Source organism: Streptosporangium sp. NPDC003464, assembly GCF_053588315.1.
Genome location: NZ_JBSFPS010000370.1, coordinates 1 through 7,731 on the forward strand (window position 1 = coordinate 1; position 7,731 = coordinate 7,731).

Annotated in this window: 7 protein-coding genes; 2 read left to right on the top strand and 5 right to left on the bottom strand. The window is 73.3% G+C overall.

What is annotated here, in order from left to right:
* Positions 1 to 61 precede the first annotated feature (61 nt).
* Positions 62 to 613 (top strand): PucR family transcriptional regulator, encoded by a 552-nt coding sequence (locus ACWDS7_RS44495; RefSeq protein WP_451934217.1) that lies wholly within the window; start codon positions 62 to 64, stop codon positions 611 to 613.
* A gap of 20 nt (positions 614 to 633) precedes the next feature.
* Here the strand turns inward: ACWDS7_RS44495 and ACWDS7_RS44500 are convergent, their stop codons facing one another.
* The gene (locus ACWDS7_RS44500; RefSeq protein WP_306858332.1) at positions 634 to 1,569 is read right to left on the bottom strand and encodes an NADP-dependent oxidoreductase; all 936 of its coding nucleotides are present in this window, start codon (positions 1,567 to 1,569) and stop codon (positions 634 to 636) included.
* A 114-nt stretch (positions 1,570 to 1,683) separates the two neighbouring features.
* Here ACWDS7_RS44500 and ACWDS7_RS44505 point away from each other — a divergent pair, with 114 nt between their 5' ends.
* A complete protein-coding gene (locus ACWDS7_RS44505) occupies positions 1,684 to 2,664 on the top strand; it encodes a GlxA family transcriptional regulator (RefSeq protein WP_451934218.1) in 981 nt (326 codons plus the stop codon).
* A gap of 264 nt (positions 2,665 to 2,928) precedes the next feature.
* Here the strand turns inward: ACWDS7_RS44505 and eda are convergent, their stop codons facing one another.
* The 4 genes from eda to zwf form a co-directional block, all read right to left on the bottom strand.
* Positions 2,929 to 3,540 carry a bifunctional 4-hydroxy-2-oxoglutarate aldolase/2-dehydro-3-deoxy-phosphogluconate aldolase gene (gene eda / locus ACWDS7_RS44510; protein WP_306858336.1) on the bottom strand — a complete coding sequence of 204 codons (612 nt, stop codon included), beginning with the start codon at positions 3,538 to 3,540 and terminating at the stop codon, positions 2,929 to 2,931.
* Entirely contained in the window at positions 3,537 to 4,493 is a 957-nt protein-coding gene (gene glk / locus ACWDS7_RS44515; RefSeq protein ID WP_451934219.1) for a glucokinase, read from the bottom strand. Before glk ends, eda begins: the two co-directional genes overlap by 4 nt.
* A gap of 58 nt (positions 4,494 to 4,551) precedes the next feature.
* Positions 4,552 to 6,432, bottom strand: coding sequence for a phosphogluconate dehydratase (gene edd / locus ACWDS7_RS44520; RefSeq protein WP_451934220.1), 1,881 nt, complete (start codon positions 6,430 to 6,432; stop codon positions 4,552 to 4,554).
* A 68-nt stretch (positions 6,433 to 6,500) separates the two neighbouring features.
* On the bottom strand, positions 6,501 to 7,731 hold a 1,231-nt coding region (gene zwf, locus ACWDS7_RS44525), incomplete at its 5' end, for a glucose-6-phosphate dehydrogenase (RefSeq protein ID WP_451934221.1).

Genomic DNA, 7,731 nt, shown 5'->3' on the forward strand with positions numbered 1-7,731 from the left:
GGGGAGGGGCTGATCGGCCACACCCGATCCGCATCCGGCGACATCGGCGTGTACGAGACGGGTGAAGCGATCCGCGGGCTGGCGCTCCTCGAGGCAGCAGCTCGACCCGGGCAGGGACGGCCTGCGGGCCGCCGTCGCCGACGCCGGATGGCTGCTGTCCCGGCTCGGTGACCGCTTCCCCGGCGCGGGCCTGCGCTGCGGGGTCAGCGGCGCGCACCGCGGCCCGCTCGGCCTGCGCGCCTCGGCCCTCGAAGCCCGTACGGCGCTGCTCCGCAACCCGGCCGCCGCCTCGCCGGTCACCGCGCACGACGTGGCGGGGCTCGACCGCATGCTCGTGGAGTGGTATTCCTCCGACGCCGCCCGCCAGGCCGTGCAGGAGCTCCTCGCCCCGCTGCTGGCCCTCGGGCCCAAGCGGGCCGAGCCGCTGGTGCGGACCCTCCAGTCCTACCTCGACCACCAGGGCTCGCCCGCCCGGGTCGCCGAGGAGCTCCACCTGCACCGCAACGCCGTGAGCCAGCGGATCCGGCGCATCGAGGACCTCCTCCACACCGATCTCGGCGATCCCCAGCAGCGTCTGGCCCTGCAGCTCGCCTGCCGGGCGGCCCGGATCTGAGCGTGGCCGGCGGCGGACCGTCAGCCGGCGACGGTGAGGACGATCTTTCCGGCCGTCCGGCCGCTCTCGCCGATCTCGTGGGCCTTGGCCGCCTGTTCGAGCGGCAGGACCGTGTCGATCTCGGCGCGCAGCTGCCCCGCCTCGACGAGCGCCGCGATCGCCTTCATCCCCGCGTGGTCGGGTTCGACGATCGTGAACCCGGCCCGCAGGCCGAGCTTGTCCGCCTCGGACGCCAGATACGCCTCAGCCGGTGAGGCGAGCGACACGACGATGCCGCCGCCGCGCAGGGTCCGCAGCGAGCGAGGTCCGTAGTCGCCTCCGATGGTGTCGATCACGATGTCGATGTCGCCGACCGCCGAGGCGAAATCGACCTGCGTGTAGTCGATGACCTCGTCGGCCCCGAGGGCGCGGACGAAGGCGTGCTTGGCCGAGCGGGCGGTGCCGACGACGTACGCGCCGCGTGCCTTGGCGATCTGGACGGCCAGGTGGCCGACGCCGCCCGCCGCGGCGTGGACCAGCACGCGCTGGCCGGGCCGTACGTCGGCGGTGTCCACCAGCGACTGCCAGGCGGTGAGCGCGGCCAGCGGCAGCGCGGCGGCCTCCACGTGGGAGAGGCCGGCCGGCTTGCGGGCCAGGTGCCGCGCCGGGGAGGTCACGTACTCCGCGTAGGTGCCCGCCGCCTGCGGCAGGCGCGGCATGCCGAACACCTCGTCGCCGGGCTTGAACACGCTCACGCCGAGTCCGACGGCCTCGACCACGCCGGACACGTCCCATCCCAGCCTGACCGGCGAGCCGCCCAGCAGCCCCCCGGTGGCCCGGTGCCACCGGTCGGTCGGGTTCACCCCGGCCGCGTGGACCCGGATGAGCACCTCCGAGATCCCGGGCTCCGGGCGGTCCACCTCCACCACCTTCAACACCTCGGGTCCGCCGAGCGAGTCCTGGCCGATGGCGCGCATAGTCGTTGTTCCTTTGCTCTTGGGTGATCGCCTGGTGCGGCGTACGGCCAACGTTGCCGCAGCCGGCCGGCCCCTACGAGTGGCCAGATAGCCAATGTGTGAAAGAATCTGGCCATGCATCGCGTTGTCGTACTGGCCCTTGAGGGTGTCTATCCGTTCGAGCTGAGCATCCCGGTCCGGATCTTCGGCACCGCGGTCGGGAAGGACGGTGAGCCGCTCTACGAGGTGATCACCTGCAGTCTCGACGGCGGCCCGGTGAGAACCGACGCCGACTTCACCGTCGCCGTGGAGCACGGGGTCGAGGCTTTCGATACGGCGGACACCCTGGTGATCCCCCCGTTCGTCTGCGGTCCGGTGGACCCCAGGGACCGGCTCCCCGAGCCGCTGGCCGAGGCGTTCACCCGCCTCCGGCGGGGCACCCGCATCGTGTCGATCTGCACCGCCTCATACGTCCTCGCGGCCGCGGGCCTGCTCGACGGCCGCCCGGCGACCACGCACTGGAACGACGCCGGCCACTTCCAGCGGACGTTCCCGCGGGTCAAACTCGATCCGGATGTGCTGTTCGTCGACGACGGCGATGTGCTCACCGCGGCGGGGGTCGCCGCCGGCATCGACCTGTGCATGCACATCGTGCGCCGCGACCACGGCAGCGAGGTCGCCAACTGGGTGGCCCGCCGCTGCGTCGTGCCGCCCTGGCGTGAGGGCGGCCAGGCGCAGTTCATCGAGCGGCCGGTGCCCGAGCCGTCGGCGGCCACCACCTCCGCGACCCGCGTGTGGGCGCTCGAGCGGCTCGACCGGCCGCTCTCGCTGTCCGAGCTGGCCGGTCACGCGCGGATGAGCGTCCGCACCTTCTCCCGGCGCTTCCGCGACGAGGTGGGGATGACTCCCGGCCAGTGGCTGGCCCGGCAGCGCGTCGAGCACGCGCGCCGCCTGCTGGAGACCACGGACCTGCCGGTGGACCGCATCGCCGCCGAAGCGGGCTTCGGGACCGCCGCCTCGCTGCGCCAGCACCTGACCGCCACGATCGGCGTGTCGCCCATGGCCTACCGTCACACGTTCCGCGCCGGCGACCACGCGCCGGCCACGCACCGGTGAGCGCGGCGCCGACCGGACGGAAGGCCGAGGACGGGGAAGGCCCATGGCGCCGGGTAAGGCGGCCATGGGCCGGGTCCCATGAGCGTCACACCGGGTCACGGTGACTCATGGCGCACGCGGACCTAGGGAGGAGGCGGTCCGCCTGCGAGTTCGAGAGGCCGGGCGCACCCGGCGGGCGCGGCCCAGGCCGGGCGTGCCCGTGCCGAGGGGCCCCGATGGAGCGCGCCCCGGCCGGACCGCGCCGGTGGAGCGCGGTCCAGCGGTCTAGCGGAGCGCGGCCGCCTCGGCGGCCAGCTTCTCGATCCGCGCGTAGTCACCGGTGGCCAGCGCGTCGGCGGGGGTGAGCCAGCTTCCGCCCACGCAGCCGACGTTGGGCAGCGCCAGGTAGCCGGGGGCCGTCGAGAGCTTGATCCCGCCCGTCGGGCAGAACCGCACGTCGGGCAGCGGACCGCCGAGCGACTTCAGGTACGGCAGGCCACCGGCGGCCTCGGCCGGGAAGAACTTCATCTCCGTCAGCCCGCGCTCGGCCAGGGCCATGACCTCCGACGCGGTCGCCACACCGGGCAGGAACGGCACGCCGCTCGCCTCCATGGCGTCCACCAGCTTCGGCGTGCTGCCCGGGCTGACCAGGAACCCGGCGCCGGCCGCCACGGAGGCCGCCACGTCGGCCGGGGTACGGATGGTCCCGGCGCCGATCACCGCGTCGGGCACCTCGGCGGCGATCCGCTCGATGGCCTGCAGGGCGTCGGCCGTGCGGAGGGTCACCTCGATCACCGGCAGACCGCCCGCCACCAGGGCGCGCGCCATGGGCACCGCGGCCTCCAGATCGTCGATCACGACGACCGGCACGACCGGGGCGATGTCCAGCAGACTCATACATACTCCATGTTCGACAGGCGCTGGTTCAACCAGGCCGCCGCGCCGACCAGCGCGGGCTGGGGGGCCACGATCAGGGTCGTGGCGATGGCGGACAGATAGTCGGTCAGGGTCGGGGTGGCCTCGAACCGGCGGCGGAAGTCGCTGGCGCGGACCCGCTCCACGATACGGGGCAGCACGCCGCCACCCAGATAGACGCCGCCACGGGCGCCCAGGGTCAGCGCGACGTTCCCGGCGAAGGTGCCGAGCATCCCGCAGAAGACCTCGACGGTCTCGGCGCACAGCGAGTCGTCCAGCCGGGCCACGATGTCCGAGGCGGACAGCCGCGGCGCGTCCACGCCGTTCACCAGCGCGAGACCGTGGTGCAGCCGGGTCAGTCCCGGCCCCGACAGCAGGTGCTCGGCCACCACGTGGGTCAGCCCCTCGGCGCGCAGCGCCTGGACGATCGCGTGGTCACGCTCGTCCAGGACCGGCACGGTGACGTGCCCGCCCTCGCCGGGGACCGGCACCCAGCCCTCGGCCGCGGGCACCAGGCCGCCCACGCCGAGGCCCGTCCCCGGGCCCAGCACGGCCTTGACCCCGCGCGAGGGCTCGGGGCCGCCCAGGGAGACCAGGTCGTCGCCCTCCAGGTGCGGCAGCGACGCCGCCAGGGCCTCGAAGTCGTTGAGCAGCTCGACGTGGGGGATCCCCAGGTCGAGCACCGAACCGGACCAGCCGGCGTTGGTGAGCCGGTAGCGGTCGCCCTCCACCGGACCCGCGATCGCGATGCAGGCCGCTCCCGGCTGAACTCCGCCCGCATGTTCTGCGAGATAGGCGGCTACGGCTTCGGGGAGCCCGTCGTGATCCGCTCCGGCCAGTACGGCCACCGCCTCCGGCTGCCCGCCGGGCTCGGTGACCAGCGCGAACCGGGCGTTGGTGCCGCCGATGTCGGCGACGAGCCAGGGAAGGCTCACCGGGCCTCCTTCTCCGCCGCGTCCGTGTGCGAGAGGGCGCGCCCGCCGTGCCGCCCGCTCACGCCGGGACCCCGTCCGCGGCGGCGCGGGCGACGGCCTCCGCCTCGCCGTTCAGGGCGAAGATCCCGGCACCGCGCTCGGCGGGGCCCGCCGTACGGCGGAAGGCGGCGAACAGCTCGCGGCCGGTGCCCACCCACTGGGCGTCGGTGAGCGGCGCCCCCTGCGGGGTGCGGGCGGCCAGCTCCTCGGCCGGGACCAGCAGCTCCAGGGTGCCCGCGGTGGAGTCGAGGCGGATCGGGTCGCCGTCGCAGACCAGCGCGATCGGGCCGCCGTGGGCGGCCTCGGGCGACAGGTGGATGGCGGCGGGGACCTTGCCCGACGCGCCGGACATGCGGCCGTCGGTGACGATCGCGACCCGCTGCCCCCGGTCCAGCAGCACCGACAGCGGCGGGGTGAGCTTGTGCAGCTCCGGCATGCCGTTCGCGCTCGGACCCTGGTAGCGGATGACCGCCACGAAGTCCTGCCCGTCCAGCTCACCCGCCTCGAAGGCGCGCAGCAGCTCCAGCTGGTCGTCGAAGACCTTCGCCGGGGCCTCGATGACCAGGTGCTCGTCCTTGACCGCGGAGACCTTGCTGACCGCGCAGCCCAGGTTGCCGTTGAGCATGTGGATGCCGCCGTCGGGGGAGAAGGCGTCCGAGACGGGACGGAGCACGTCCAGGTCGGTGCTGCCGCCGGTGCGCTCCTCCCAGACCAGCTCGCCGTCCTTGAGCTCGACGGACGAGCGGTAGTGGTCCAGCCCGTGCCCGGCGACCGTCAGCACGTCGCGGTGGAGCAGCCCGGCGTCCAGCAGGTCGCCGATGAGCACCTGCATGCCGCCCGCGGCCTGGAAGTGGTTCACGTCCGCCTGCCCGTTGGGGTACATACGGGTGAGCAGCGGCACCACCTTCGACAGCGCGGCCAGGTCGTCCCAGAGCAGGTTGATGCCGGCCGCCGCGGCGATGGCGACGATGTGCATGGTGTGGTTGGTCGAGCCGCCGGTGGCCAGCAGCGCCACGCAGGCGTTGACGACCGCCTTCTCGTCGACGACCCGGCCCACGGGGGTGTACTCGTCGCCGTGCGCGGTCAGCTCCACCGCCCGCCTGCCCGCCGCCTCCGTCAGGGCCTCGCGCAGCTCGGTGCGCGGGTTGACGAAGGTCGAGCCGGGCAGGTGCAGGCCCATGACCTCGATCATGACCTGGTTGGAGTTGGCGGTGCCGTAGAAGGTGCAGGTGCCGGGGGAGTGGTAGGACTTCGACTCGGCGTCGAGCAGCTCTCCCTTGCCGACCTTGCCCTCGGCGAACAGCTGCCGGGTGCGGGCCTTGACCTTGTTGGGCAGGCCGGAGGTCATCGGCCCGGCCGGCACGAACACCGCCGGCAGGTGGCCGAAGTGCAGTGCGCCGATCAGCAGGCCCGGCACGATCTTGTCGCAGACGCCGAGCATGAGCGAGGCGTCGAACATGTCGTGCGAGAGCGCGATCGCGGTGGCCATCGCGATGACCTCGCGGCTGTAGAGCGACAGCTCCATGCCCGCGCGGCCCTGCGTGATGCCGTCGCACATGGCGGGCACGCCGCCGGCGAACTGCGCGACGCCGCCGGCCTTGCGGACGGCCGCCTTGAGCGTCGCCGGGTAGGTCTCGTACGGCTGGTGCGCCGACAGCATGTCGTTGTAGCTCGACACGATCGCCACGCCGGGCTTGACGTTGGAGCGCAGGTCGAGCTTGTCGGCCTGGCCCGCGGCCGCGAAGCCGTGGGCCAGGTTGGCGCAGCCCAGGCTGGCCCGGGCCGGCCCGCGCCGGCGGGCCGCCTCGGCCTCGGCGTCGAGCCGTGCCAGGTAGGCGGTACGGCTGGCGCGGCTACGTTCGATCAGGCGGTCGGTGATCTCCTGGATGACGGGGTTCATCCGGCCTCCTCCGTCGTTGTCGGGTCGGTCTGCGTGTCCTGCTGGGGTCGTCCGGTCCTCGTGGGCGCTCATGCGGGGTCCTCCTCGTGCCAGAAGCGGCCGCTGCGCAGGACGAGCTCGTGGGCTCCGGCGGGGCCCGGGGAGCCCGCCGGGTACGGCTCGGGCGGGGTGCCCCACGACTCCCACTCCCGCAGGATCGGGTCGATGAAGCGCCAGGCGGCCTCCACCTCGTCGCGCCGCATGAACAGGGTCGGGTTGCCGGTGAGGACGTCCATGAGCAGCCGCTCGTAGGCCTCGGGCACCCGGTTGGTGAAGGTCTCGGCGAAGCTCAGGCTGAGCGGGACCGGCTTGAGCGCCACCTCGCCCGCGCCCGGCTCCTTGGCCATGATGTGCAGCCTGATGCCCTCGCTCGGCTGCAGCCGGAGCACCAGCCGGTTGGGCGCGCTGCCCGGGAAGATCGAGTGGGGCACGTCCTTGAACTGCACCACGATCTCCGAGCACCGGTACGGCATGCGCTTGCCGGTGCGCAGGTAGAACGGCACGCCCGCCCAGCGCCAGTTCTTGACCTCGGCGCGGATCGCGGCGAAGGTCTCCACCTGGCGGGAGGCGTCGGTGGGCGCGGTGTTGTCGGGCTCGTCGAGGTAGCCGGGGACCGGCACGCCGCCGGACTCTCCCGCGGTGTACTGGCCGCGGACGGTGAAACGGTCCACCTCGCCACCGGTGATCGGCCGCAGCGACTCCAGGACCTTGACCTTCTCGTCGCGGATGGACTCGCGGTCGTTGCGCGCCGGCGGCTCCATCGCGACCAGGCAGAGCAGCTGGAGCAGGTGGTTCTGGACCATGTCGCGCAGCGCGCCCGCGTGGTCGTAGTAGCCGCGGCGGCCCGGCGTGCCCACGGTCTCGGCGGCGGTGATCTGGACGTGGTCGATCCACAGGGAGTTCCAGATCGGCTCCAGGAACGCGTTGGCGAACCGGAGGACGAGCAGGTTCTGGACCGTCTCCTTGCCCAGGTAGTGGTCGATGCGGTAGATCTGCCGCTCGTCGAAGATGGCGCCGACCTCGTCGTTGATGCGCTGCGCGCTGGCCAGGTCGCGGCCGAGCGGCTTCTCCAGCACCACCCGCGAGGCGGGGGTGACCAGCCCGGCCCGGTGCAGCTCCCGGCAGAACGGGCCGAACGTCATGGGTGGGCTGGCCAGGTAGAACACCCGGTCCCGCTGCTCGTGCCCGGCGAGCAGGCCGGTGAGCTTCGCCCAGCCGGTCGTGTCCTCGCCGCCGATGTCGATGGAGACGTGGTGCAGG

Bases quoted from the DNA above. Each gene is read 5' to 3' on its own strand.
- ACWDS7_RS44500 (WP_306858332.1), bottom strand. From the start codon at position 1,569: ATGCGCGCCATCGGCCAGGACTCGCTCGGCGGACCCGAGGTGTTGAAG.
- ACWDS7_RS44505 (WP_451934218.1), top strand. From the start codon at position 1,684: ATGCATCGCGTTGTCGTACTGGCCCTTGAGGGTGTCTATCCGTTCGAG.
- eda (WP_306858336.1), bottom strand. From the start codon at position 3,540: ATGAGTCTGCTGGACATCGCCCCGGTCGTGCCGGTCGTCGTGATCGAC.
- edd (WP_451934220.1), bottom strand. From the start codon at position 6,432: ATGAACCCCGTCATCCAGGAGATCACCGACCGCCTGATCGAACGTAGC.